20 protein-coding genes are annotated in these 24,832 nt (G+C 44.3%); 8 read left to right on the top strand and 12 right to left on the bottom strand.

What is annotated here, in order from left to right:
* Positions 1–83 precede the first annotated feature (83 nt).
* The 4 genes from MusilaSJ_RS12910 (at position 84) to MusilaSJ_RS12895 (ending at position 3,231) form a co-directional block, all read left to right on the top strand.
* Positions 84–986: a helix-turn-helix domain-containing protein gene (locus MusilaSJ_RS12910; protein WP_274990319.1), complete on the top strand. Its 903-nt coding sequence runs from the start codon at positions 84–86 to the stop codon at positions 984–986.
* Between the two features lie 93 nt (positions 987–1,079).
* Positions 1,080–1,913, top strand: coding sequence for an oxidoreductase (locus MusilaSJ_RS12905; RefSeq protein ID WP_274990318.1), 834 nt, complete (start codon positions 1,080–1,082; stop codon positions 1,911–1,913).
* A 233-nt stretch (positions 1,914–2,146) separates the two neighbouring features.
* Positions 2,147–2,992: an oxidoreductase gene (locus MusilaSJ_RS12900; RefSeq protein ID WP_274990317.1), complete on the top strand. Its 846-nt coding sequence runs from the start codon at positions 2,147–2,149 to the stop codon at positions 2,990–2,992.
* The gene (locus MusilaSJ_RS12895) at positions 2,953–3,231 is read left to right on the top strand and encodes an Atu4866 domain-containing protein (RefSeq protein ID WP_274990316.1); all 279 of its coding nucleotides are present in this window, start codon (positions 2,953–2,955) and stop codon (positions 3,229–3,231) included. The genes MusilaSJ_RS12900 and MusilaSJ_RS12895 overlap by 40 nt, the downstream gene beginning before the upstream one ends.
* Before the next feature lie 179 nt (positions 3,232–3,410).
* Here the strand turns inward: MusilaSJ_RS12895 and MusilaSJ_RS12890 are convergent, their stop codons facing one another.
* From MusilaSJ_RS12890 to MusilaSJ_RS12870, 5 genes are all read right to left on the bottom strand, one after another.
* A complete protein-coding gene (locus tag MusilaSJ_RS12890) occupies positions 3,411–4,340 on the bottom strand; it encodes an NAD(P)-dependent oxidoreductase (protein WP_274990315.1) in 930 nt (309 codons plus the stop codon).
* A gap of 249 nt (positions 4,341–4,589) precedes the next feature.
* The gene (locus MusilaSJ_RS12885; RefSeq protein ID WP_274990314.1) at positions 4,590–6,731 is read right to left on the bottom strand and encodes a carboxy terminal-processing peptidase; all 2,142 of its coding nucleotides are present in this window, start codon (positions 6,729–6,731) and stop codon (positions 4,590–4,592) included.
* A gap of 189 nt (positions 6,732–6,920) precedes the next feature.
* Positions 6,921–7,544, bottom strand: a complete 624-nt coding sequence (locus tag MusilaSJ_RS12880; RefSeq protein ID WP_274990313.1) for a tetratricopeptide repeat protein — start codon at positions 7,542–7,544, stop codon at positions 6,921–6,923.
* Between the two features lie 181 nt (positions 7,545–7,725).
* Positions 7,726–8,568, bottom strand: coding sequence for an isoaspartyl peptidase/L-asparaginase (locus tag MusilaSJ_RS12875; protein ID WP_274990312.1), 843 nt, complete (start codon positions 8,566–8,568; stop codon positions 7,726–7,728).
* A gap of 72 nt (positions 8,569–8,640) precedes the next feature.
* Positions 8,641–9,561: a cyanophycinase gene (locus MusilaSJ_RS12870; protein ID WP_274990311.1), complete on the bottom strand. Its 921-nt coding sequence runs from the start codon at positions 9,559–9,561 to the stop codon at positions 8,641–8,643.
* Between the two features lie 172 nt (positions 9,562–9,733).
* Between MusilaSJ_RS12870 and cphA the strand changes: the two genes are divergently transcribed.
* On the top strand, positions 9,734–12,373 hold the full coding sequence (gene cphA / locus MusilaSJ_RS12865) for a cyanophycin synthetase (RefSeq protein WP_274990310.1): 2,640 nt from the start codon (positions 9,734–9,736) through the stop codon (positions 12,371–12,373).
* A gap of 261 nt (positions 12,374–12,634) precedes the next feature.
* On the opposite strand, the gene MusilaSJ_RS12860 is transcribed toward cphA, so the two are convergent.
* Both MusilaSJ_RS12860 and MusilaSJ_RS12855 read right to left on the bottom strand, forming a co-directional pair.
* Positions 12,635–13,297, bottom strand: a complete 663-nt coding sequence (locus MusilaSJ_RS12860) for a DNA-3-methyladenine glycosylase family protein (RefSeq protein ID WP_274990309.1) — start codon at positions 13,295–13,297, stop codon at positions 12,635–12,637.
* Between the two features lie 214 nt (positions 13,298–13,511).
* The gene (locus MusilaSJ_RS12855) at positions 13,512–14,630 is read right to left on the bottom strand and encodes a DUF4407 domain-containing protein (RefSeq protein WP_274990308.1); all 1,119 of its coding nucleotides are present in this window, start codon (positions 14,628–14,630) and stop codon (positions 13,512–13,514) included.
* Positions 14,631–14,746: 116 nt separating this feature from the next.
* Here MusilaSJ_RS12855 and MusilaSJ_RS12850 point away from each other — a divergent pair, with 116 nt between their 5' ends.
* From MusilaSJ_RS12850 to MusilaSJ_RS12840, 3 genes are all read left to right on the top strand, one after another.
* On the top strand, positions 14,747–15,061 hold the full coding sequence (locus tag MusilaSJ_RS12850) for a rhodanese-like domain-containing protein (RefSeq protein ID WP_274990307.1): 315 nt from the start codon (positions 14,747–14,749) through the stop codon (positions 15,059–15,061).
* Positions 15,062–15,063: 2 nt separating this feature from the next.
* Positions 15,064–15,279, top strand: coding sequence for a DUF6358 family protein (locus MusilaSJ_RS12845; RefSeq protein ID WP_090531097.1), 216 nt, complete (start codon positions 15,064–15,066; stop codon positions 15,277–15,279).
* A 312-nt stretch (positions 15,280–15,591) separates the two neighbouring features.
* Complete coding sequence (locus tag MusilaSJ_RS12840; RefSeq protein ID WP_274990306.1) at positions 15,592–16,500, top strand: prohibitin family protein; 909 nt, start codon at positions 15,592–15,594, stop codon at positions 16,498–16,500.
* 42 nt (positions 16,501–16,542) lie between these two features.
* Here MusilaSJ_RS12840 and MusilaSJ_RS12835 read toward each other — a convergent pair whose 3' ends face one another.
* From MusilaSJ_RS12835 to MusilaSJ_RS12815, 5 genes are all read right to left on the bottom strand, one after another.
* Entirely contained in the window at positions 16,543–17,100 is a 558-nt protein-coding gene (locus MusilaSJ_RS12835; protein ID WP_274990305.1) for a hypothetical protein, read from the bottom strand.
* Between the two features lie 179 nt (positions 17,101–17,279).
* Positions 17,280–19,556 carry a GH92 family glycosyl hydrolase gene (locus MusilaSJ_RS12830; protein ID WP_274990304.1) on the bottom strand — a complete coding sequence of 759 codons (2,277 nt, stop codon included), beginning with the start codon at positions 19,554–19,556 and terminating at the stop codon, positions 17,280–17,282.
* Between the two features lie 333 nt (positions 19,557–19,889).
* Positions 19,890–22,076 carry a type 1 glutamine amidotransferase family protein gene (locus MusilaSJ_RS12825; protein WP_274990303.1) on the bottom strand — a complete coding sequence of 729 codons (2,187 nt, stop codon included), beginning with the start codon at positions 22,074–22,076 and terminating at the stop codon, positions 19,890–19,892.
* 73 nt (positions 22,077–22,149) lie between these two features.
* Positions 22,150–22,899 (bottom strand): DUF3823 domain-containing protein, encoded by a 750-nt coding sequence (locus MusilaSJ_RS12820; protein WP_274990302.1) that lies wholly within the window; start codon positions 22,897–22,899, stop codon positions 22,150–22,152.
* A gap of 13 nt (positions 22,900–22,912) precedes the next feature.
* Positions 22,913–24,823, bottom strand: coding sequence for a RagB/SusD family nutrient uptake outer membrane protein (locus MusilaSJ_RS12815; RefSeq protein ID WP_274990301.1), 1,911 nt, complete (start codon positions 24,821–24,823; stop codon positions 22,913–22,915).
* Positions 24,824–24,832 lie beyond the last annotated feature (9 nt).

Raw genomic sequence — 24,832 nt, 5'->3', positions numbered from 1 at the left:
GATTTACAGAATTTTTTGTTTATCTCAAAATATTAAATTACCCCTATTTTGACCCATCGGTTTGATTTTTGTAACTTTGTTTTATGTCGAAAGCAGAAACACTTCAAGATTTTTATCAAAGAAAGGTTAACTGGCTGCCCGGTAACCTTCAGCAAAGCATCGGTCACTTTAATGTGTTCAGGATTGAAGATTGTATTGGCCCCAACGCGAAGCAGGTAACCTACAGCCGCCGTACCTTTTATAAGATCAGCCTGATGCGCGGCGATAACATCATTCATTACGCCGATAAAAGTATCAAGCTTTCGGGCTCAACACTGATGTTCTTCAGCGCCATGGTGCCTTATACATTTGAGCACATGTCTGATGACCGCACAGGTTTCTTCTGCATATTTACCGAGGAGTTTTTTCTGGAGAAATTCAGAACCGGCTTAAGCGAGTTTCCGATGTTTGGCCTTAATGCCAAGCCAGTTTATGCCTTAAATGATGAACAGGACGCTTATGTAACCGCTCTTTTTCAGAAAATGCTATCCGAGATCAATACCGAGTATGCTTTTAAATATGATCTGCTCCGTAATTATGTTACGGAAGTAATTTATTATGCGCTTAAAACGGAACCATCCGAAAATGTTTATAAGCATGTTGATGCCAAATCACGCATAACATCGGTATTTACCGAGCTGCTTGAAAGGCAGTTCCCTATTGAAACCCCTTCACAGCGGTTTGCATTGCGATCGGCCAATGATTTTGCACAACGGCTTTCGGTGCATGTAAACCATCTGAACAGGGCAATCCGCGAAACTACTGGCAAAACCACTACCGATCATATTGCCGACAGGCTGCTGAGCGAAGCCAAATCATTATTAAGGCATACAGACTGGAACATTTCTGAAATTGGTTATTGCCTGGGCTTTGAGGAGCCTACACATTTTAATAACTTTTTCAAGAAACAAACCCAACAAACGCCAAGCTCGTTTCGAAATGTTTGAATTTTGTAACCTTTGGTTTGATTAATGTAATGTGCCCCCTTTGTTGCTGCTGTAACTTTGTTTTATCTCAAACAAACAAAGCAAACAATTTTTATGGACAACAACAAAGTATGGTTTATTACCGGGGCTTCGAAGGGTTTTGGCCTCAGCTTAGTAAAACAACTACTGGATGCAGGACAGCTTGTTGCCGCTACTTCCAGAAATTTACAGGAATTAACCACTGCGGTTAATACAACAAGCAATAATTTTTTACCCCTACAGGTCGATCTGGTAAACGATAGCAGTGTATCGCTTGCATTGCAACACACTTATGAGGCTTTTGGCCGTATCGATGTAGTGATCAACAACGCCGGTTATGGCATCGGTGGTGCTATTGAAGAACTTAGTGATGCCGAAACTCGTATGGCATTTGATGTAAACGTATTTGGTACGCTGAACGTAATCCGTGCGGCAATGCCTTACCTGCGCAAACAGCGCTCGGGCCATATCATCAATATTTCATCTATCGCAGGTATTACAGCTAATACCGGCTGGGCAATTTATGCAGGGGCCAAATATGCCGTGATCGGTATTTCGGAAGTACTTGCTGCGGATGTTAAAGAATTGGGCATCAAGGTAACCGTGGTTGCTCCCGGCGCTTTCCGCACCAGCTTTCTTACTGCAGGATCGCTTTCAATTACTGACAACCAAATTGATGATTATACAGAAGTACGTGCCATTCATAACAAATACCTCAAAATGGACGGCAAGCAAGCCGGCGACCCGGAAAAAGCGGCTACTGCTATTATCAACACAGTTTATGAAGAAAACCCGCCATTGTACCTTTTATTAGGTGGCGATGCATATAATCGCGCTTTGGCAAAGCTTGATACTTTACACAATGAAATCAGGCAGTGGGAGGATGTAACCTGCTCAACTGATTTCTAAATTTTATTCCGTTTACCCTATATCTACCTATATAAACAATAAATGGAAAGAGTGTTAAAGAAAGCCAGCATTACAGTTAACGAAGTAGTAGTACAGCCACTGTGGGGCAAACGCGATTGACAAAGATAATACCACCATAAAATCGGTGAAATCAAAACAGACGAAATAGGTGAAAATCATAAACGATCACTGAAATCGTAACAAGTAAAATCAAAATCTATCAAATACAACATATGGAAAACAACAAAGTATGGTTTGTAACCGGTGCCTCAAAAGGACTGGGACTTGCCTTAGTAAAAAAACTATTGAATGAAGGCTATAAAGTAGCCGCTACATCGCGCAATTTAAGCGATTTGACCAAAGCAGTTAACATGCAAAACGAGCAGTTTTTGCCCCTCGCCGTTAACTTAACCAACGAAGACAGTGTGCAGGAAGCCGTTGAACTTACTGTAAAAACCTTCGGAAAAATTGACGTTATTGTCAATAACGCCGGTTACGGCTTATTGGGCGGTATTGAAGAATTGACCGACCGCGAGGCCCGTGATAACTTTGAGGTTAACGTATTTGGATCATTGAATGTGATCCGCATGGTGTTGCCTTATTTGCGTGCTCAAAAATCAGGTCATATTTTAAATGTGTCATCGATAGGTGGATTTACAGGTGCGTTTGCAGGCGCCGGTATTTACTGTGCCACCAAATTTGCCGTTAATGGTTTCTCCGAAACATTATCAGCAGAAGTGGCGCCATTCGGTATTAAGGTTACCATTGTACAGCCGGGTTATTTCAGGACTAATTTCCTTTCAACCGGTTCATTGGCAGTGCCTCAAAACCAGATAGCCGACTATCAGAATGTACGCGATGCAATTAACTTTCACCAGAACGACATGGACCAGCAACAGGCCGGCGACCCTGAAAAAGCAGCCGCGGCTATGATCAGCATAACTACTGAAGCTAACCCGCCGCTTAATTTGTTTTTGGGTGAGGATGCTTATGGCCTGGCAGAACAAAAGCTGACATTCGTTAAAAACGAATTAGAAACATGGAAAGAACTAACGCTTTCAACAGCAATACAACAATAAATGCTTATCATTATATAGGTGTATGGGTAACCCGCGATGGGTTTATCCGTCACGAATTTTTGTCTAATGGCCGTTATACCGAGGCCCGCGGCGACAAACAAAATGCCTACACAGGTTACTACAGTGTATTGGGGAACCACGTTGAATATCTTGATGATACAGGCTTTACCGCCGAAGGCGATTTCAGAGATGGTGTGTTTTACCATGCCGGCATGGTATTGTACAAGGAAACAACGTAACGATCATCTCAAATAATACAGTTATCATTTCTACGAACCGGCCCGGAAATATATCTAAACGGAAATCTCTTACACTATGCATTATAAAGTAAGCATGATGTAGGAGATTTCTCTACCATGTCACAGGGACGTTCCTTACGCTGTCGAATTATTAAGAATAGGCGGCCCCGATAACCTACCTATCCTTTCAAATCGGCCAACTTTTCAGCCATTACCTCGCTGATCTTCCGGTATGAATCAAATGTCCAGCCGGCAACGTGAGGGCTTAGCAACACTTTGCCGCTTTGTTTTAATTCTTCAAACCATTGTTGTTCGGCAAGGGCCGGGAATTTTTCAACCTCCAATACATCCAACCCTGCCCCTAAAATTTTGCCTTCGCGTATGGCGTTCAGCACGGCACTTACTTTAGCAGTTTTGCCGCGTGAGGTGTTTAAGAAAAATATAGGCTTTTTAAAGTGGAACAAGTATTCATCATCAACCAATCCGTTGGTTTCTGGAGTTAGTGGGATATGCAGGCTCAATACATCGCTGTGCTTTACAATTTCTTCCATACTTACCTCACGCGCATATTTATCACTGAAGCCGGTTTTATATTTATCGTAAGCAATAACATTTACCTGGAAACCCGAAAGCTTCCGGGCAAAGCTGCTGCCCATGTGGCCGTAGCCAATAATACCTATTGTTTTACCTTTTAACTCGTAACCCCGGTTAGCCTCGCGCTGCCACTTGCCCCCGCGAATTTCGGCATCGCCGCGGTTGAGGTTGTTCATTAATGACAGCAGTAAACCTATGGCATGTTCACCAACGGCATCCGAGTTGCCTTCGGGTGCGTTAATGAGTTTTATTCCTTTTTGAATGGCATAATCTTCATCAATATTATCCATACCCGCACCGGCCCGGGCTATAAACTGCAGATTGGCGGCGGCATCAAGCACCGCCTTATCCACCCTGAATTTTGATCGGATCACCAACCCTGCATAGTCGCCTATGATTTGCATGGCTTCGTCAGGCTTAATCAGGGGGCGGTAATCGCAGGCGTAACCTTTGGCTTCGGCATGTTGAATAAATATGGCATGCACATCATCAACAATAAGAATATTATTTTTCAACGTTGTATCGATTTTTTATAAGAGGCCAAATTTACAAAATGCCAGAATATTAGCCGATAGGGTTTTATAATATGACACTAATCCCTCGAATTAAATCTAATTACATGAATTTTATTTTCGACGTAAGGTTCTAAGTATGCAAATTCGCGTAATTTGATAAAATTATCATCAAAGTGCAAAGCATTCGTGCCTAAATAAAAACGCCCGGCATCTTTCAATACCGGGCGCTAAATATTATTAATAATTTGCTTAGTTAGCCGGTTGCGATACGTTTGTATATTTATTATCAAGGCTGATATAATCGGTCATGATTTGGCCGGCTTCGCGTTTTACAAAGTCAAGGTCTTCATTTTTAGGTTTGGTTTGACCTTTTTTAAGGGCCGGCAAACCTAAGGCTACGCGCCGCAGATTGTTACGCTCAAATGTTTTTGTTTCATCGTCGTCACGCTGTTTCTTCAAATCCGACTCTTTTAACGATACGCTGTCATCAGCATCGTGCTTTTTGAAATCGGCAATATCTTCCAATAAATATTTGTAGCTATCGCTGTTGCTCATGCGCTGATCATGCAGTTTTTTAAGCTGCGGCAATACACCGGTAAAATCACCGGTTTTAGTATAATCTGTTTTAGCGATGATGTCAAAAGGCATTGCTGATGGCTCTGTATCTTCACCATATTTATCCAACGGAATAACCGATGGGAAGGTAATATCAGGTGTTACCCCTTTGTGCTGGGTTGAATTACCACTGATACGATAGAATTTAGCTATGGTAAGGTTAAGCTGCCCGTAAGTGCTTTGGCTGCCTGTTGAGGTTGTTTTTTTAGCGCCGCCAACTACGCCCGCGATTTTGTCGCGAAGCGAAGAGCCAATCACCCTGTCAAGATCGATAGCGCTTTGTACCGAGCCTTTACCATAAGTTTGGGTACCCAATATTAACCCGCGACCGTAATCCTGTATTGCACCTGAGAAAATTTCCGATGCCGAGGCGCTGAAACGGTCAACCAGTACCGCCATAGGGCCACTGTAGGTGATATCTGGGTCTTCATCTTTATCAATTTCAACCTGGTCTTTTGTATCACGCACTTGTACCACCGGTCCCGTTTTAATGAATAAGCCTGTAAGTTCGATGGCTTCCATCAACGAACCACCGCCGTTTTCACGCAGGTCGATCACCAGGCCGTCAACATTTTCTTTCTTTAGCGAGTCAAGGATCGCCTTAACATCATGCGTGGTGCTTTTGTAATTGGGGTTGCCTGCCTTGTAATCATTAAAATCAATGTAAAATGCAGGGATAGATATCACACCTATCCTAACTGTTTTACCATTGCTATTATAAGTACGGATCTCCTTTTTGGCTGATTGATCTTTCAGGATGATTTTTTCGCGTACCATTTCAACTACTTTGGGCTTTGCAGACGCGTTTGCACCGGCAGGCAATATTTCAAGCCTTACCGTGGTGCCTTTAGTGCCGCGGATGATGGCGATAGCATTATCAACGCGCCATCCCACCACATTTTGGAATTCGCCGGTTTTACCTTGCGCTACGGCAACAATGCGGTCGTCGACACTTATCTGGTGGCTTTTATCTGCCGGCCCGCCAGGTACAATGGTTTTAATAGTTACATACTCATTTTCCACCAGCAATGAAGCACCGATCCCTTCAACCTGGCGCGACATTTCTATGTTGAAATTAGCAGCGTTTGATGGGTTAAAGTAGTTGGTGTGCGGGTCGATAGCCTCGGTAAAGGCATCCATAAAATACTGGAAAACATCCTGGTTTGATAGCTTGTTGCTTTGGGTTAACAGGTTTTCGTAACGTTTTTTAAGCGTTTCCTTGTTTTTAGCCATATCTGAACTGGCCAGCTTTAGGTTCAGCAAATCGTATTTAACCCGCTTGGTCCACATGGCGTCCATATCACTTTGCGTAGCGATCCATGGTAGTTTGTCGCGATCATAAATAAAGGTTTCGGTTTTGTTGAAATCGAAGTTTTTACTGATCTGCTCAATTGAATATTTTACGTGTTCAATATACCTTTTCTGAAAAACGTTGAAGATGTAAAAAGCGTCGGCCAGGTTGCCTGCTTTAATATCATCATCAAGTACGGTTTTATATTTTTCAAAATCCTTGATATCTGATGCTAAAAAATAGCTGTGGTTTTCGTCGAGTGATTTGATATACCGGTCATAAATGATTGCGGATACGGAATCGTTTAACGGAACTTTTTTATAGTTGTAGTTGGAGATTAATGATGCTACCTGCTTACAAACAAGGCTTTGCTGTTCATCGGGCTGTAAATCATTTGAACCTGATACTTTAACAGGTTTGGATGGTGATGCTTTACAGGCGAGGGCTGCGCCCAGCACCAATAACAAATATACTTTCTTAAACATATCTTTTACTGTAGTTAAATCGGGGTTGGTGTAAAACATCAATACTTGTGCCTATTATTAGTTTGCTAATGTAAAATAAAAAAGAGACAGTCAATATGCTGTCTCTTAATTACTAATAACAATAATACGATTATGTTTTACTAATAGTATGCAGGCAGCACCATTTTACGTTTTTGTTACAAAAAAATATTATTTGTTAACTGTTTTTGTACCAGCGTCGGCGGTTTCGGCAAAGTGGGTTTCGGTGTGCAGCGTGTTAAATTTATTGTCCTGTAAATAGCGCGTTTTTTTCTCTACAGTAGCCAGGTCAAAAGTCAAACCGCGCGTAACGGCCAGTTGGCGGGCTTCGGCCAGGTCCTGTTTGGCCTGTGCATAATCGCCGTAATCAGCTTTTACGGTTGCAAGGTCAAGCAGGTTAGCTATGGTATGCCTGTCGTCATTTTGCTGACGCGATATGGAAATACTTTGCAGCAGGAACCATTTGGCCTCGGCCAGGCGGTTTTGCTTCATATACATTTGGGCCAGGTCGCTAAAGTTGTAGCTGGCGGCATTGTACACATGAAAACGCATGTTGTGCTGCGCGGTTTTCATAACCGATTCCTCGATCATGGCCAGTACATATGGGGTATGTTCAATAGTAAACGGGCGGATCTTTACTTTAGCCATTATAGGAGCGGGCAGTCTTTTAATAGAATGGCTTTGTGCATAAGCCATTTGCGGAGACCGGGTACGCTTATTGAAAGGCTTGTAATACCATTGCGCTGATGCATCGAACCCAACAGCGCATAAAATAATAAGTAGGAAATATCTCATTTAATCTTTTTCCTGGGTTTAAACTGTTTATTTTAAATTAATCAGCTTAACAAATGTAATTATTTGTTAACGGGAAAACAATACCTGTAAAAAAGCAGCAAGTACATAAACGGCTAAATGCCACCGTTATTTTACAGGTGCTGAACTTATGCCTTTCTACGAAAAAAAATAAATTTAGGTTTTAGTTAAAAACTTCAATATCGCCATCGTGCAGGGCCCAAACCATGTAAGGGTGTGTATCTGAGTGATAGATCTGCCCATCAGTAGTAATGCCTATCACACCGGCAAAGCCATCGTAAGGTTTCATTTCATCGAGGGTTTTTTCGGTGGCGGCCATAAGGGACATTCCATCGGTTACGCGTGTAACAATTTTAACAGCTACCGAGCCGCTTACAATATCTTCACCTACGCCGGTACATGAAACGCCGGCAAACTCGTTGGCATAATTTCCTGCAGTAGTGGCCGAATCACTAACACGGCCGGGGATTTCAAAACCTTTGCCCCCGGTGCTGGTAGCGGCAGCCAGGTTGCCATGTACATCCAATGCAACGCAGCCCACGGTACCAAGCCTGATGGAATCGCTTAGTTTCTGTTCGTATTCGTGGCGGCGCTGCGGGATTTCGGGGTTAAAATATTTATGACCGTTTTCTATAGCAAAATCGCATGCTCCTTTACCGCTCAATACACGATCATCATAGGCTTGCAGTTTTTCGGCTACGCAGATAGGGTTTTTAACGTCTTCAATGTTGATAACGCCGGAAAAGCGTTGGGTTTTGCCATCCATCAGAGAGGCGCTGAGGCGGATCTTGCCATCGCTCTGGATCTGTGAGCCGGTACCTGCGTTAAAAAGCTCGCAATCTTCAAGCAGCCTTACGGTATAAACGGCCGTTTCGGCAGCAGTGTGATGTTGCAGGTGTTTGTATCCTAACTGCACTATGCCGTTCAGGGCTTCCTGTTTGGCCAGCTTTACTTCCTGGTTGGTATGCGATTCGCTGAAAAAACCGCCGTGAATAATTATTTTCATAATTATAAATTAAAGTAGATGTACCTGCATAAATAAGGCCAGGGTATTTATAAGAACTTTATGCAGTTTAAATTATTGTAAAAGATTGCTGCCCGGTGCATGTATAAAAACACCTTCTTCAACTTTTACGCTCTTTTTTATGATTAAACGGTGCTGCACCAGATCGTACTTATCAAATATCGACATGACATGCACCCGCAGGTTTTCGATAGATATCGGTGAACCAAGCTCCACATCATAAATATTGGTTGATACGATGTTGCGTCCGTCAACCAAAATGATGAGGCCCGAGCCAATAGCTTCCATCATATAACCTTCGGTAATAAGCAAACCTGTATCCTCGCCCAAACCTATCCCTAAAATACCGGGATTAGTTGCCACGGCATACATTAACCGGCCTATGCGGCCACGCTGTACAAAGTGAGTGTCAACAATCACCGAGTCGATAAAACCCAGGCCGGCGGTTATCTGCACCTCGCCTTTTACGAGGGCTTCGTTACTTTGCCCGCGGTAGATCATATGTGTTGAAGCTGCCGCAGCACCTGCCGATGTTCCGGCAATAACGAAATTCTCTTTTTGGTAACGCTGTTTAAGGATCTGTAAAAATTCGGTGCCGCCAAAAATGGCTGTTAGCCTGAGCTGGTCGCCGCCGCTGAACATCACTACATCGGCTTTACGGATCCTGTCCAAGTATGCCTTGTTCCCTGCATCTTCACGGCTTTTGATGTGCAATACGTTAACATTGGTAACATTGAGCTGGCCGAAGGCTTTCATATATTCCTGGCCAACAAGTTCCGGAATCTGTGAAGCTGTCGTGATCACTTCAATTTGTGAGCCTTCGTGCTTAGCAGATTCGTTAATTATGCGCCTTAATATGCCTTGTTCAAAAAATTTGATATAATCTGGTTGCAAAATGTGCTCTTGAAGAGTAACATTACTCCCCATATCAACCGCGCCACCTATAATTATTAGTTTACCTTTCGGGACAATCATGATTATTTCACAATATCTTAATACAACTATATACAAATTAAGACAAAAACATGCACAAACACAGGAACTAATAATAAATAATGGCTTTTCGCCATCAAAAATTTTATTCCCGTGTTATGTTTTATAGTTTTAAGGGGAAAATCAGACTGACAAAAAAATAGCATCCTACATAATGAAGATCGAGAATATCCAGGTACTACGCGGCCCCAACATTTGGAGCATCAGGCGCAAAAAATTAATACAAATGCGGCTTGATCTGCAGGAGATGGAGCACCGCCCCTCCAACGAAATAGATGGATTTTACGAACGGCTTGAAAAGCTGTTGCCATCGTTATACAGCCACCGCTGCTCGCCCGGTGTACCCGGCGGCTTTTTTCAGCGGGTGATTGCCGGCACCTGGATGGGGCACGTTGTTGAGCACATTGCCTTAGAGATCCAGACCCTTGCAGGTATGGATACCGGCTTTGGCCGCACCCGCGAAACTAAAACTAAAGGCGTATACAATGTAGTATTCGCTTACCTGGAAGAAAAAGTTGGCGTTTTTGCCGCCGAATCGGCAGTGCGAATAACCGAAGCGCTGATAAAAGGCGAGGATTACAACCTGGATGCCGATATTCAGCAAATGCGCGAGATCAGGGAAAATACCCGCCTGGGGCCAAGTACCGGGTCAATTGTAGAAGAAGCGATCGCGAGGGATATCCCATGGATCAGGCTCAACAACCAATCGTTGGTGCAGTTAGGCTACGGCAAAAACCAGGTGCGTTTCCGCGCTACCATGACCGAAAAAACCAGCAGCATTGCCGTTGATATAGCCAGCAACAAGGAAGAAACCAAACGGCTTTTACAGGAGCAGGCCATCCCCGTTGCTAAAGGCATAACTATTTCATCGGCATCGGCTGTGCCGGATGCTATCCGCAAAGTGGGCTTCCCGCTGGTTTTTAAACCGCTTGATGGTAACCACGGCCGCGGCATTTCTATCAACATAAAAACTGAAGAAGAGGCTATTGAAGCCTATGAGCATGCGGCAAAAATCTCACGCCGTGTAATTGTGGAGCGTTATGTTACCGGCTTCGACTTCAGAGTACTGGTGATTGACAATAAAATGGTGGCTGCTGCCCTCCGCAAACCGGCCCACGTTACCGGCGATGGCAGGCTGAATATCCAGGAATTGATAGACCTGGAAAATACCGACCCACGGAGGGGCTATGGACATGAAAATGTGCTTACCGAGATAACGGTCGACCGTGACACCCTCGATCTGTTGGCAAAAAAAGACTACACGCTTGAAACCGTTCCGGAAAAAGATGAGGTGGTTTATGTAAAGTCAACTGCTAACCTGAGCACCGGCGGCACCTCTGTTGATGTTACCGACCATGTACACCCGCAAAATATTTTCATTTGTGAGCGCATCTCTAAAATCATTGGTCTGGATATTTGCGGCATCGACATCATGGCGCAAAACCTTACCGAGCCGCTTACCGATACAGGTGGAGTGATACTGGAAGTTAATGCCGCACCGGGCTTCAGGATGCATATTGCTCCGAGCGAAGGCCTGCCCCGCAACGTAGCCGGACATGTGATTGATATGCTTTACCCTGCCGGTAAATCGGCCCGCATCCCTATCATAGCTATTACCGGGACTAACGGTAAAACCACTACCACCCGTTTGATAGCACACATTGTTAAAAATAACGGTCACCGGGTAGGTTTCACCACCTCGGATGGGATCTATGTACAAAACAATATGATGCTGAAGGGCGATACAACCGGCCCGGTAAGCTCGGAGTTCATACTAAAAGATCCAACGGTTGATTTCGCGGTATTGGAAACAGCCCGCGGGGGGATCCTGCGCTCGGGCCTCGGTTTTGGCTTTTGCGATATAGGGGTAGTTACCAACATCCAGGAAGATCACCTGGGTTTGTCGGACATTCATTCATTGGAAGACCTTTCACGCGTGAAAAGCGTAGTGCTTAACTCAGTTAAGAAGGATGGCTGGGGCGTTTTAAATGCCGATAACGAGTATTGCGTACGCATTGGCAAAAAGGCCGAATGCAACATCGCTTATTTCAGTCGGAATGAGAATAACCCGATCATCAAATCGCATTGCAAAAAAGGAGGTATTGCCGCCATTTGCGAAAACGGTTTTATCACCATTTTAAAAGGCGACTGGAAGATCCGCGTACAGCGTACTATCCTGATCCCGCTTACGTTTGGTGGTACCGTACCGTTCATGATCGAGAACGTGCTGGCCGCTACACTGGCTACCTTTTTATGGGGATTTAAAACCGAAGATATCAAGATCTCGCTCGAAACGTTCATTCCATCGGCCTCACAAACGCCTGGCCGCATGAATATTTTTGAGTTTAAGGATTTCCGTTTCATGATAGATTTTGCCCACAACCCAGATGGGTACACCGGCATCAAGGAGTTTTTAAGACATATCGATTCGCCGCTTAAAATTGGTATCATAGCCGGCACAGGCGACAGGAGGGATGACGATATCCGCGAACTGGGTAAAATATCGGCCGAAATGTTTGATTATATCATCCTGCGCCAGGAAAAACACCTGCGCGGCCGCACCGCCGAAAATATTATTGGTTTACTCAGGGAGGGAATTGAATCAGTTGATCCTAACAAGCAGGTTGAAGTAGTGCCTAAAGAAGTTGACGCTATTAAACACGCCATGAGCCTGGCCCGCCCCGGAACATTCATTACCGCCCTGAGCGATGTGGTTGATAATGCGATCGAAACCGTACAGGATTACCAGGAGCAGGAAAGGAATGGGCTATTTAATGCCCCCCCCGCCCCCTAAAGGGGGTGCCTTTGATAAGCATATTTTTAATGCGTTGGCTAAGCCAGCGCATTTTTTGTTTATATGCTTTTGCAGGTTCACGTGTAACAACACCGACCATGGACAGCACCAACAGGGGGTTAACAGGGTTAACACAATTTCGAATTTTTTTATATAATTATTTGAATATCAATTATTTAATAAAACAGAGGGGTTACGCGAAGGATCTGATAAAAATATCCGGCTTGTATTCTGTGTTATCATTTAAGCCTCCGAATATCTTTATTTTTTAACGCCTTGCCTGGAGGGTTTGGGTGGGGCTGGTACTCTTTGGCTCAGATAATAATGCCACAGAATCATCGCAGCTACCGTGCGGTATGGTTTCCATTGTTCGGTCACCGTTAACAATTCTTCTTTGGTAATATCTTTTGGCAGATTTTTTACCCGTTTAAGGGCATTCACCGCGGCCAGATCCCCGATAGGAAAAACATCGGTGTGCTGCAGTACAAACATCAGGTAAACATCAACCGTCCAGTTGCCAATGCCTTTGAGGGCGGTTAGTTTGGTACGGATAATATCATCGGGCATTTGTTCCATTTCGGCGAGGTTGATCTGCCCGTTTACAATGGCTTCGGCCAGGTATTTTATATAGATGGTTTTTTGTCGGCTTACATAGCATGCCCTGAATTCTTCATCGGTAAGCAGTAAAACCCGTGCCGGGCTAATCTGCTGTACCCGTTCGCGCAATTTATTTAAGGCCGATAGTGCCGAAGCCAGGGACACCTGCTGTTCCAGTATAATATGAACCAGCGTTTCAAAGCTATTTGGGCGTGACCATAAAGGCGGATAACCATGATTTTGGATGATCAGGGCCAGATCCGGATCGCCCGCGGCGAGCTTATCGCAAATAGTATGGAAGTTTGAATGGGAAAATTGCTCAAACATAGGTTGATGATCTGTTGCGCAAGATGAGGGATTAGGTTGGAAATTGCAAATTATGAATATAGCTCTAAGCTATCAGCTGACAGGATTTCCAAAATCCCCTCTCGAGAGGGGATTTTGGAAATGGCTGCTTAAATTGACGGCTATGCTCTCAAGAGGGGAATCGCACAAACCCATGCTTTTAACTTATTAATTAAGCGTCTTTACAAAAAAACACTTACTCATAACTATGCCGCTCAAAATCATAATCAGATTGTGAGGTAATGATCTTTTTTCGCCGCTCGACATCCGTATCCAGGTTGTGGTCGTAAATATTATCCGTAACCGCTATATCACGTTCCTTATCCCGTTCGGCCAGATGAATATTGGCTTCGGCTGTTTTGGCGATAGCCGTATCATAAGGCCCTTTGGGCGACATCAGTTTTACAAATACCGGCAAACATTCAAACAAAATGAAAAGGTAGCCGATAAACGAAATAGCGAGATAAGTATCGAGGTCGCGCTTGCCGTTTTCAGTGTAGGTGAGCTGGCCTAATGCCCAGTTACGGTCCGAGAAGCCGGCTATGCTGGCCAGGCTATCCAGTTGATGCTCCGTAAACAGACGGGTACTATTTAAGCCTTCATAATCTTTCCGGGCCCCAAGGTACTGGTCCATTTGCCCTAAATTATCGGTAACGGTTTTAAGGCGGGCTTCCTTTTCTTCCAGTATGGCCTGCTTTTGCTTTGCATAAGTGCCATAACCGGTAATGCCCGATGTTTGGTTGGTTTTATCGCCGAAAACTTCCTGGTTAAGCTGGTAACGTGAGCGGTTGATATCCCGCTCTAACGAATCTTTTTCCTTTTTCAAATCGGTATTTTTACCCAGCTCCATGGCGTATTTCTGCATGTAGGTTTTTTCAAGGGTATCAATTTTGCTGCGCTGGCCTTTAAGGTAAGCGGTTTTCAACTTCTGGCGAATTTCTTTATCAAAGATCTTGAGTTCAAGCGGGCGCGAGATTACGATACCTATCATAATAGCCAGCAAAATACGGGGCGACGCCTGCAGGATCTGCTGGTTGGTTGTGCCTTCTTTGTTGATACTGGATACAATGTAGCGGTCCATGTTAAAAATGGCCGTTCCCCACAGTAAACCAAATAGTATAGCAAAACCTACAGCAAAGGCATCGCCATTAAAAACAAAGTACATGGCATAACCGCCGGATAACGCGGCAAACAGTGCCGTGAAAAATATGGTAGCCCCAATACCAACATACTTATTATGCTCAATTGGGTACTTTTTTAAGGTATCGATATGTGCTCCTGAACAGAACCAGAAAAAGCGGGTAACTTTTTTCATTAAGTAATTATTGTGTAAACATATATGAAACGCTTATATACTTTGATTGTTACAAATAACAAGCCTAAATATTTGATTAAGAAAAAAACTACCTTTGAATTATAATTACATTTAACATGAACGAGATAACCGTACAGGAATTAAAAGAGAAAATTGATAAAGGCGAAGATTTTCAACTGATTGATGTTAGGGAAGATTTTGAATACGAAACTTCAAACCTTGGCGGGCAGCTTATACCGCTTGGCGGAGTGCTGATAGAATCGGACAAGATAAGTAAAGACAAGCCGGTAGTAGTAATGTGCCGCAGCGGTAAACGCAGCGCGGCTGCTATTATGCAGCTGGAGCAGCAGGGTTTTACCAATCTGTCAAACCTAAGAGGAGGGATCCTTGCATGGCAGGCCGAAATTGACCCTGAATTAAACGTATACTAATAATGGGCTTTAAACTGGTGCTCAATGTGCTTTACACCATGGGTGTAGCTTTGTGCTTTATTGTTGCTTATAAAATGTTCACCGAAAAAAACTACCTGATCATGGCCGGTGCCATGGTTGTTGGCGTAGTTGTGATTTTCATGAAGCTGAGGCTTTTGAAACAAGTTAAAGAGACCCAGCAAGCCCCGCAAAATAAAAAAGGCAAAGGGGCTAAGTAACCCGATATTAATTAGGCTCCAGACTTACGAAGTTTTTAAAACTTCGTAAGTCTTCTCTACTTCTAATGGCGCTCTAATGGCGCAAGTTTTGTATAAAGGGAACAAGCGCCGGCTAACTTGTGCCGTTATGCTAAGTCGGCAAAAAAAATATCTAATGGCGCAAGTTTTGTGTAAAGGGAACAAGCGCCGGCTAACTTGTGCCGATCATGCTAAGCCGACCATCGATCCCCGGCATTTTACAATCGCCATCCCACTAAAAAACATTCTTTTATAATAAGCTTGCAGCATGCAAAAAAAGCTTAACTTCATTGCATGTTTATAGCAGTATTAGGAGTTATTGTACTCATTGTGGGTATAGTGCTCAAACGTTCGCCCGAACCGGCCGGCCGCTTTAGTGGCGTGGTAACCGCGGTAGGTATAGCCATGGTTGTACTTGGCCTGTTGCTCAATATATTTAAGGTAATTGAACCAGGCAAGGTTGGGGTGCAGGCCCTGTTTGGTAAGGTGCAGGACCAGGTACTTGAAAGCGGTTTGCATATCGTAAACCCCGTAGTGGAGATCACCACTTTTGATGTCCAGACCCAGACCTATACCATGAGCGCGGTAAATAACGAGGGCCAGAAGGAGGGGGATGATGCTATCCGTGTGCTTTCATCAGATGGATTGGAAGTTACCATTGATCTTTCCGTGCTGTATAAAGTAAAACCCGATAAAGCCCCTTACATTATGCAGAACATAGGGGAAAACTATGTGGATAAGATCGTTCGCCCGGTTTCGCGCACGGCCATCCGCGATAACGCGGTTGCTTATGCTGCTGTCGATCTGTATTCGACCAAGCGGCAGGAGTTCCAGGATAAAATAAACCGTTACATTACCGCCAGTTTTGAAAAACGCGGACTTGAACTGCAGCAGATCCTGGTGCGCAACATTACCCTGCCAGCCTCGGTACGCGCCAGCATCGAATCAAAGATCAATGCCGAGCAGGATGCCCAGAAGATGGAGTTCGTACTGCAAAAGGAACGCCAGGAAGCCGAACGTAAGCGGGTGGAAGCGCAGGGTATTGCCGATTATCAGCGTATCCTTTCAACCGGGTTATCGGATAAGCAACTGCAATACGAAGCCATAAAAGCACAAAAGGAAATAGCGCTTTCGCCCAATGCCAAGGTGATTATTATTGGCGGCGGAAAGGGAGGCAACCCGATAATGATCAGCGATAAATAGTGCGTGATTAATGTACCTTTGTTTCGGGCGGGCATAAATGGATTAGTCCGCCCTGTAGGCTTTCAATACTTTCCTTTCCCTACCTTCTCCGGGCCAAAGGGTAATCTTATAGTGATCGGTACCTTCATCCTCATCGGGATTTACGTTTTTTACAGCATACGAATAAATGCGTATGCGATATCTTGCCGGGGTAACAATGGCTTTTAAGATAATTTTGGTATCCGGAAAATTCAGGACTTCCATAATGCCCGAACTTAGTTTTACACTGCCCTCAACAACATGGTCGTATTTGCTGAAATCTTTTTCTGCGTCGGCTGTGTTGAGCACATTAAGTTCGGCCCGTACGTGGCCATAGCTGGCTATTTTTATGCCGATGATATCTTCGGTAGTCCCTAAGCGCGCATTTTGGGCGTCGGTGTTCCAAAAGGTAGTATCACCGGTGGTACCGGTAAAGGCCGAATCGCAGAGGTAAAATTGGTTATGGGTAGTAAAAAAATCAAGATTGTATTTGCCTGAAGGACGCATGGAAAAAGCAAAGACTATAGGCAGTACCAAAAGACATATGAGTAGTACTGAATGATGTGTTTTTTGCCCTTTCATTGATAAGGCAAGTTACAAAAAAGATAAAAGTAAAGCTTTTCGGATAGTATAATTCTCATTAAACAAGAAACGCATCACCCGTATCTCCTATCATAGCTAATTGATCAGCATGGCGGGAGACGCATGTGATGCGTCCCTACAAAAAAGCCCTCCCTATTGGGGAGGGTTGGGAGGGGTGTTTATTTCTCGTTGCTCATTGAATAAGGCACATCGGCATCTTTTGTACCGCGATCTTTATTCGGAGTGGCCTGCATATCAAAATCAAGCACTGCACCGTTTAACAAACCTTTGTGGCTTAACCAGTTGTTGGTATATGGTTTGCCATCAACAGTAAGCGTATTTACGTACCTGTTTTCGTCGCTGTTTTTAGGTGCGTTAATGGTGATGGTTTTGCCGTTCTCTAAATTAACAGTTACTTTTTTAAACAGCGGAGCACCTAAAACATACTGGTCGCTGGCCGGGGTAACCGGGTAAAAACCCATGGCCGAGAAGATGTACCAGGCAGATGTTTGACCGTTATCCTCGTCGCCGCAGTAACCATCAGGAGCTGCCCGGTAAAGCCTGTTCATTGCTTCACGAACCCAGTACTGAGTTTTCCATGGTTGATTTGCGTGATTGTAAAGATAGATCATGTGCTGGATAGGCTGGTTCCCGTGCGCGTATTGGCCCATACCTGCAATCTGCATTTCGCGAATCTCGTGGATCACGCCGCCGTAGTAGCTATCATCAAATACCGGCGGCATTTCAAACACCGAATCCAACTTGGCTGCAAATTGCTGCTTGCCGCCCATCAGGTTTATTAAACCCTGAATATCGTGGAACACGCCCCAGCTATAGTGCCAGCTGTTACCTTCGGTAAAGGCATCGCCCCATTTAAACGGATTAAAAGGCTTTTCAAAAGTACCGTCCTGGTTTTTACCGCGCATCAGTTTAGTTTGCGGATCAAAAATATTGCGGTAGTTCTGGCTGCGTTTTTTGTAGATCTCTATTTCCTTTTTAGGTTTGCCCAAAGCCTTACCCAACTGGTAAATAGCAAAATCGTCATAAGCGTACTCGAGGGTACGGGCAGCATTTTCGTTGATCTTTACGTTGTATGGCACATAGCCTAAAGTGTTATAATACCGTACACCACGACGGCCGGTAGCATTAGGCCCTTCGTTGTTGGCACCATGTTTAAGCGCCTGGTATAAGGTTTCGATATCGTAACCGCGCAGGCCTTTCAGGTAAGCTTCAGAAACTACCGATGCTGAGTTGTTACCGATCATACAATCAGCGTAGCCCGGGCTCGACCATTCTGGCAGCCAGCCACCTTCTTTGTAATCATTGATCAGGCCTTCCTGCATTTCTTTGTTGATAGACGGGTAAACCAAATTCAGGAAAGGATAAAGTGCCCTGAAAGTATCCCAGAAACCGGTACCTGCAAAAAGGTATCCCGGTGCAACTTTACCATTGAAAGGGCTGTAATGCACATTTTGTCCGTTAGCATCAACCTCATACATTTTGTTAGGGAAAAACAGCATACGGTAAAGGCTGCTGTAAAAAGTGCGGGTTTGGTCGATAGTTCCGCCTTCAACGTTAAGGCGGCTCAGGGTTTTGTTCCAGGTATCTTTTGCTTTTTGGCAGGTTGCTGCAAAATCATCGTTGCCCAACTCGCGTTTCAGGTTAAGTTCGGCTTGCTCAATGCTGATAAAGGATGAAGCTACTTTCAAATGAACTTTTTCACCTTTAGCAGTTTTTAGGGTGATTACCGCTCCTGCATGATCGCCGGTATATTCCAGTTGACCGGCATCTTGTTTCCAGTCATGCCATGCAGAGGCCAGCGCGAATGGTTTATCTACATAAATAACAAAGTAGTTTTTGAAGTTGGCAGGTACGGCGCCACTGTTTTTGGTACTGTAACCAACAATTTTTTGCTCACCAGGGATGATTTTTATATAAGAACCTTTATCGAAAGCATCGATCACAATGTGCGAGCTATCACTTTTAGGAAAAGTGAACTGGAAACTTGCAGCGCGCTCTGTTGGTGTAATTTCGGTTGTTACATCATAATCGGCCAGGTAAACGCTGTAGTAATATGGTTTTGCGGTTTCGGCTTTATGCGAGAACCAGCTGGCGCGCTCTTTTTCATCAAGCTTTAATTTACCGGTTTCCGGGAAAACCGAGAACATGCCATAATCATTCATCCAGGGCGATGGTTGATGGGTTTGTTTAAAACCGAGGATCTTATCGGCATCATAAGTGTACTGCCACCCATCGCCCATTTTACCGGTTTGCGGTGTCCAGAAATTCATACCCCATGGCAGTGCTACTGCCGGGTAAGTATTCCCATTGGAGAGCGATGGCTTTGATTGCGTGCCCATAAGCGGGTTGATCAGATCGACAGGTGACGGCACCTTTTCTTGTGCCGAAAGTGCTGCCGGTAAAAAGGCAAACGCCAGGAGAAGTAATTTTTTCATTTATTATTTGGGGACTTTATTTTCAAATCAATACAGTATTATCGGTACTCAAAGAAATTTAAAACGGGGATCGCGCGATTCCCTCCCTCGGGAGGGTGTAGGGAGGGGTTAATCACCATGCATATTCATTAGCAAAGCCTACAAACCCCTCCCCGCCACAACACTTTCCACCGCACCCCTTCCAAGGGAGGGAATTAAAAAATCTTCCGAATAGCCGTTATCAATACAAGGACAAATTTTTTGAGCGAATTACGGAATCTCTTTTCAAAAAAACTTCCGCACGTGAAATTTCACGTACGGAAGCATAAATCAACTCTCTCTCAAAAGACTCTTTTACCATTTAATGCTCACCTTAATACCATCGGGACTGTTGGCAAAGCCCAGGTACAGGGTTTTTGATGATTTATCCCACGAGGATTTTACATCAGCAATGGTTTTTCCTGTATTATCGGTAACTACTGTTTCTTTCGGTTGCGCCGGCAATAAGATCCGGGCGCTGTTTAATGTATTAATCGGGCTTTTGGCTACAAAACTGTAGCTGTTTTCTGTTATAGCTTCATCATAAATCCTTGAGGCCGATGCCAATACTTTTGGCTGTTTCTTATCCGCAACACGTTTAACTACGTATAACAAGGCCTGCTCATTAGGATTGATGATTTTTTTATCCAACACAGGTAACTGCGGATCAAAAAGGTCGATAACGGGGCCTTTAACAGTGTATGATTTGCTGTCAGTGTTTTCGTCCATTACCGAAATAATATCATACGGGCCGCGCTCCAGGTACATGCTATTTTTAAATTTTAGCTTACCGCCATCGGCATCTTTTTCATAAGCTTGTTTTACAGTTTTGATGAAATTATCATCACTATTAGCCTGCATTACATACTCTTTCGGGTTTTGCCTCAACACATAAACCGCTCCTTTACCAACAGCAAAACGCTGATCATTCCCGGTTGGGTTTATACCCAGCAGTTTAAACAGGTGCTGTGATGGCGCTTTAAAATTATTGCCTTTGGTATCCCACCATTCCATTACCGATTGATAGGGATCATCATCGCGACCGGTGTAGATCAGTACACCGCCATTTTTAATCCATTCGGCCAAATGCTCATGAACTTCTGCTGATACCGGTTTCATGTTGGAGTAGCTCATCACCAAAACTTTGATATCCTTAAGCGATGCCGCATAACCCAGGTTTTCCATGTGTACGGTTTGTACCGGAACGCCGCGCTTTACCAGTGGCAGTGTTTGACCATAGAAGTTAGAGAACTGCGGATCTTCAAAGCCGTTATGTGTAGGGAAACGCTGGAACATCAGGGTATTGCTCATTAGCACACCGATTCCGTTAACACCAGATACTTTGTTGGTTGAAACAGGCATATCATTCAGCGCGTTTACCATGATCTGCATCTGGGTGGAGTAAAACTGAGGGATCAGTGTTTTTTCATTAGTCCCCAATACCGGGTAGGGGTGTGTATAGATCCTTTCGGGCCATGGCATTACCTCGTAATCGGCAACCATCGGGTACAACAGTTTGGCGGTAAAAGTAGCCTGATAGTTGCGTTTGTAATCGCTCCAGTCATGCACACGGTCTTCAATCGGGTCGGTCAGGAAAAACACCTTACGACCTGTCGGCGCTGTCATGGATACTACCGAACCATATTCCAAAAACGCGTTCTCAAATACACGCTCCTTTTCTAAGCCATTAAAATAAGTAGGCTCGCGCGAGGTACCCGTCCAAACCTGGGCGATGTAACCATCAATACCCGGTAGTGATGCCAGACTTGCCTCCGGACTAACGATTTGCCATGACGAATAATTTACCAGCGAGTGTGTAGCAATAAACACCTTAATGTTCATCCCTTTGCTTTTGCCATACTCCTTGGCGTATGATGATACCTGTTTGATGGTTTCATAGTACAGGTTATATTTTAGCTTGTTTGATAAGTAAGTATTTTCAGGAGATGCATTCTGTGGTTTCCATGGGAAGCCGTAATATTTTTGCCATTGGTTTTTAAAGCCTGCGCTATAACCTGCGCGGGCCCAAAACTCAGGTTCTTCTAAAAAGATGTTGGTGATACCCACATCTATTACCCGTTTGACTACGGCAGTTTTCATGTATTCGATAAACGAATCATCGGGCACTACATAAGGCATATCCTTCCCGTGGAAAATTGTATCGCCTCTTTGGGTTACCTGCCCTACGCCAAGGTGGTTTTTACCATCCCATTTACCCAAAAAGTAATCTTTGTAGTCGCCCCAGGCAATACCGGTCATGAAATTTACGTCATAGCCACGGTCGCGCCATGATTTAACGCGTTGCTCAAAGGTCATATTAGGGTGATCGTTAGTGCCGTAAACAATGGCAATATCTGATCGCACATCAATTTCGGGCCTCCAGGGACTGCTGGTTTGGAAAGCCGTTTTCTCTTTCAGGGATGCCGGTTTCGGGTTAGTATCCTGTGCAAAAGCCCCGGCAGCAAATGCAAGTCCGCAACAAAAAAGCAGCGTATTCTTCATAGTTATATTTTATAAAACTGTGTTGGAAGGAACCACTCCCACGGCCCCTCCCTCACACAGGTATTATTTGTTTTTACGGAACCTTTACCTCTTTAACGTCGGTATAATTATAGTAATTAAGGCCATAGGAAACCCTTGCACCTACGCGGATGAAATAGCTCCTTTTACCCGGCAATGCGCCACCAAGCGTGGTAAGACTAAGAGTTTTACCAACCGAGTTATTTGCATCATTACCGCTCAGCTTAGGTGTGTAGCGGTTATCGTAGTTATTATTGCCTACGTAGTTGTTTGAATTAACAAATACAGCCACATCGCTCACGTTTTGCTGAAAATTAGGATCGGCAGTACCCCGGGTAACTTTAAAGCTGGTGGTAATGGTGCCATCAGCGTTTAAAACCGGATCGCCTGCCCATTCTATTCTTAAAAATGGTTCAACCGAAAAGTTTACGGTGGTCACACTTTTAACATCAACGGTCTGGCTTTTATCAACAATGGTTTTGCCGGTATTATCAACCTGCACCAATGGCACAAAAGCACCCTCTGCCGAAATTACATTTTTGCCTGCAAACAGTTTGGTATTTTGATAAGTACCATCCTGGAATGAGGATATATAAAACGGGGTTGGGTTGTCGCTCCAGCTTATCTCCAATAATTTAATGCGGGTGCCTGAACCTTGTTCTGTTTGCAGGCTTTTGCCATTCCCGGCATCAGTTACTGTACCTTTTAAGGTAACATCGGGGGCGGCATAATTATCAACCTTTTTGCATGAGCTGCCTGCGGCAACCAATACACTTAATGCTATGCTATAAAATAGTTTTTTCATCTCTCAATTAAAATTAATAACCCGGATTTTGAATTAAATTCTGGCTTTTCTGAATCTCGCCCTGTGGAATCTGCTCGTAGTACCAGCGCACATCAAAAGTGTACCTTGAATTACGCTCGTCTAAACGGGCATCAAAGAAGTACTTACCATCATTAGCCGAATAAAAAGGCATCAGCGTACGATAAATGGTGCTGTTTTGCTCCTTATCGGCAACCCTCCAGCGGCGCATATCCCAGTATTGTTTGTTTTCAAAGCCAAGCTCCTTCTTACGTTCTTTACGTACTACATCGATAGTTACGTCGGTTGTACCGGTTAACAGGTCGGCCCCGGCACGCTCACGGATGGCGTTAATTTGCGTAAAGGCATCCTGTACATAGCTCTTGTCTGACTGGCCCAATGAGTTCAACTCTATCGCCGCCTCGGCGCGGTTAAGCAATACTTCAGCATAGCGTAACTCGATCCATGTTTGATCGGCACGGTTTTCCAACACCTCAGATGTTGGTTTATCCGGTACGATGTATTTACGGATAGAGAAACCTGAAACCGAACAGGTACCGTCGCCAGTGAAATAACCGCTTAAACCGGCAGGGTTCATGGTTGTACCGTTTGGCAATTTGTATGGCGTTTGGCTGGCGTTGGCCGATTGAACAATGTTATCAGTTGGATAATGAGCAGTTGAACCTGCAGGCAACAGCGGATTGATTCCACCAGCTGAAGAACCTGTATAAATACCCCTGCGAATTTCAATGCTTACACCCTTCATTACATCACCCGGCAAAACTACGGTTGCCCTTAACCTTGGCTCGGCATTGGCAAATATATCCATAGTGTTGGTGTACAGATCGTATTTACCACCGGTTGTAGTTTTGATGGTACCATCAGCATTTTTAGGAAAACCGTCAAACAGCTCCACAAAATCAAGCGTAGGGTTAACTTCTGACGAGTAGCCATTAGCGCCCATTAACTGGCGTGGCACATTGTAGGCATCATAACCATGCACCGATTCAGGGTAGTGGTATTGGCGTACAAATATGTTTTCGGGGCTCGATGCATCAAAAAACAGGTTCACATAGTTTTGATATTGTGCATTTTTATCGCCCGCGGCCCACGCTTTTTTGTATAAGCTGTATTTACCGTCAAGTAATGCCGCTGCATCATAAGCTGCTTTAAAGTAAGTAACCGCTTTTGCTGCCGGGATGCCGCAAAGCCTGTTACCGCTGCCATCAACCAACGATATCTGGTTGTATTTAGCTACCGTACCTGCATAAAGCATTGCCCTTGATTTGAAACCGGCAGCCGCATATTTGCTGGCCCTGCCTGCCTGGTTGGTTTCAGGTAGATTGGTATAAGCATAATCCAGATCGGTGCCGATAAAATCATAGATCTTTTCTTCAGATGAACGTGGTATTTTTAATTCCTCGATGCTTTGCTCCGGATAGTTAAGCACTTTATCAACAAGTGGCACACCACCGTAACGTTTAACCAATGCAAAGTAAGTAGCAGCACGCACAAATCTTGCCTCACCTAACCAGTTGTTTACTTGGTCGTTGGTGAAGTTGCTTGCGTATTTGGGCAGCGTTTCGGCAAAATAGTTGGCATCCCTGATAACCCTGTAGCAATCGCCCCAGGTTGAAAGGCCTGTATTTTCCTGCATTGATCCATTCTGGTCACGGCTCAGGGCCTCGCCGGTTGTGGCGCTTGTTGGTGCAATGATCCAGAACATATTTAAACCTCTTTCGGGCGAATACCTGAAATCTTCAATAGGTAATTCACTGTACAGCCTTGACATGTAGGCCTGAATTCCCGCGGCGGTAGCGAAAACGTCATCGTCCTTAACAATACTTGGGGGCAGGGTATCCAGCTTTTTACATGCCGTTGTCCAGCAAAGTAAAAAAGCCAATATCGTATATGTGTATTTTTTCATGATCTGTAA

This window comes from Mucilaginibacter sp. SJ (assembly GCF_028993635.1).
Lineage (GTDB): Bacteria > Bacteroidota > Bacteroidia > Sphingobacteriales > Sphingobacteriaceae > Mucilaginibacter.
Note: the sequence above shows the minus strand (reverse complement) of the source record. Positions and strands in the feature narration are given on the sequence as shown.

Bases quoted from the DNA above. Each gene is read 5' to 3' on its own strand.
- MusilaSJ_RS12835 (WP_274990305.1), bottom strand. From the start codon at position 17,100: ATGAAAGGGCAAAAAACACATCATTCAGTACTACTCATATGTCTTTTG.
- MusilaSJ_RS12870 (WP_274990311.1), bottom strand. From the start codon at position 9,561: ATGATTGTCCCGAAAGGTAAACTAATAATTATAGGTGGCGCGGTTGAT.
- MusilaSJ_RS12830 (WP_274990304.1), bottom strand. From the start codon at position 19,556: ATGAAAAAATTACTTCTCCTGGCGTTTGCCTTTTTACCGGCAGCACTT.
- MusilaSJ_RS12855 (WP_274990308.1), bottom strand. From the start codon at position 14,630: ATGAAAAAAGTTACCCGCTTTTTCTGGTTCTGTTCAGGAGCACATATC.
- MusilaSJ_RS12905 (WP_274990318.1), top strand. From the start codon at position 1,080: ATGGACAACAACAAAGTATGGTTTATTACCGGGGCTTCGAAGGGTTTT.
- MusilaSJ_RS12815 (WP_274990301.1), bottom strand. From the start codon at position 24,823: ATGAAAAAATACACATATACGATATTGGCTTTTTTACTTTGCTGGACA.
- MusilaSJ_RS12900 (WP_274990317.1), top strand. From the start codon at position 2,147: ATGGAAAACAACAAAGTATGGTTTGTAACCGGTGCCTCAAAAGGACTG.
- MusilaSJ_RS12875 (WP_274990312.1), bottom strand. From the start codon at position 8,568: ATGAAAATAATTATTCACGGCGGTTTTTTCAGCGAATCGCATACCAAC.
- MusilaSJ_RS12825 (WP_274990303.1), bottom strand. From the start codon at position 22,076: ATGAAGAATACGCTGCTTTTTTGTTGCGGACTTGCATTTGCTGCCGGG.
- MusilaSJ_RS12860 (WP_274990309.1), bottom strand. From the start codon at position 13,297: ATGTTTGAGCAATTTTCCCATTCAAACTTCCATACTATTTGCGATAAG.
- MusilaSJ_RS12885 (WP_274990314.1), bottom strand. From the start codon at position 6,731: ATGTTTAAGAAAGTATATTTGTTATTGGTGCTGGGCGCAGCCCTCGCC.
- MusilaSJ_RS12845 (WP_090531097.1), top strand. From the start codon at position 15,064: ATGGGCTTTAAACTGGTGCTCAATGTGCTTTACACCATGGGTGTAGCT.
- MusilaSJ_RS12910 (WP_274990319.1), top strand. From the start codon at position 84: ATGTCGAAAGCAGAAACACTTCAAGATTTTTATCAAAGAAAGGTTAAC.
- MusilaSJ_RS12840 (WP_274990306.1), top strand. From the start codon at position 15,592: ATGTTTATAGCAGTATTAGGAGTTATTGTACTCATTGTGGGTATAGTG.
- MusilaSJ_RS12820 (WP_274990302.1), bottom strand. From the start codon at position 22,899: ATGAAAAAACTATTTTATAGCATAGCATTAAGTGTATTGGTTGCCGCA.
- MusilaSJ_RS12850 (WP_274990307.1), top strand. From the start codon at position 14,747: ATGAACGAGATAACCGTACAGGAATTAAAAGAGAAAATTGATAAAGGC.
- MusilaSJ_RS12880 (WP_274990313.1), bottom strand. From the start codon at position 7,544: ATGAGATATTTCCTACTTATTATTTTATGCGCTGTTGGGTTCGATGCA.
- cphA (WP_274990310.1), top strand. From the start codon at position 9,734: ATGAAGATCGAGAATATCCAGGTACTACGCGGCCCCAACATTTGGAGC.
- MusilaSJ_RS12895 (WP_274990316.1), top strand. From the start codon at position 2,953: ATGGAAAGAACTAACGCTTTCAACAGCAATACAACAATAAATGCTTAT.